This is a genomic window from Lactiplantibacillus sp. B652 (genome assembly GCF_023806745.1).
In the GTDB taxonomy this organism is placed as follows: domain Bacteria; phylum Bacillota; class Bacilli; order Lactobacillales; family Lactobacillaceae; genus Lactiplantibacillus; species Lactiplantibacillus pentosus.
This window is the reverse complement of sequence record NZ_JAMSKY010000054.1, coordinates 1-802: the sequence shown is the minus strand read 5'-3', so window position 1 is coordinate 802 and position 802 is coordinate 1. Positions and strand designations below refer to the sequence as shown.

The 802-nt window shown below is 34.0% G+C and carries 1 protein-coding gene; it reads right to left on the bottom strand.

Annotation, left to right across the window (positions count from 1 at the left end; genetic code table 11):
* Positions 1-129 precede the first annotated feature (129 nt).
* A complete protein-coding gene (locus tag MZO40_RS16950; protein ID WP_125772648.1) occupies positions 130-618 on the bottom strand; it encodes a PAS domain-containing protein in 489 nt (162 codons plus the stop codon).
* Positions 619-802 lie beyond the last annotated feature (184 nt).

Here is an 802-nt window from a genome sequence, read left to right as displayed (position 1 = left end):
TGGTCGAATCTGTTCAAATTGTTTGCGGGTAATATTGCTTGGATAGTTTTTCATGGCTAAAACTCACTTTTTAATAAAACTATATCAGATTTTTTAGATATTAGACAGGTTCTTAAAGGTTTGCTTTAATTAATCTTTATCTGTCGATTTTTCAGCAGCTTCTTTAGCTTTAATGGCATCCATAGGTGGAATCACCTTAGCAGTTTCTTTCATTTGTTGTAACTCAGTGATGTCCCCTGTAAAGTCAAAACAACCAAGGTATTTACCATTCTCATCATGAACTGCATAAAAAGAAATATAAATTTTACGACCATCAAGATCTAGTAAAAATTCAAAATTATCCTTTGTACCAGCATGAAATTGTTTCAATAATTCTTGAACCTGTGGGCGGGCGCCGCCATGATGTAGGCCTAAAACGTTTTTACCAAAGGTCTCTTTAAAACGTTTGTAGACCCGATGTCCATTATCAGTGAACCATTGAAATTCATCATTCTCGTCACAAAATCCCAATTCAAAGGGAATCGTATTCAGAATTGTTTCCAAAACAGGTAAGGCAATATTACCAGTTTTAAAATGTAACATATCTTTTATATCAACGTTCTTTGGTTCTTCAGCCATGTTAATCACCTCATATAAATTTAGTTGTTCCAATTATAAACACACTAATTAAATGTATAGAATTTTACCCGAATTGTCAAATCAAGTGCAACACTTTCGACCTATTCTTAGTTATTGGTCTAGTTAATCGAAGTCTGGCAGAACTGCCATTGCCGATTGATAGTTGAGAACCTTTCGTGGTCTT

Coding starts and splice junctions, on each gene's coding strand:
- MZO40_RS16950 (WP_125772648.1), bottom strand. CDS start 618: ATGGCTGAAGAACCAAAGAACGTTGATATAAAAGATATGTTACATTTT.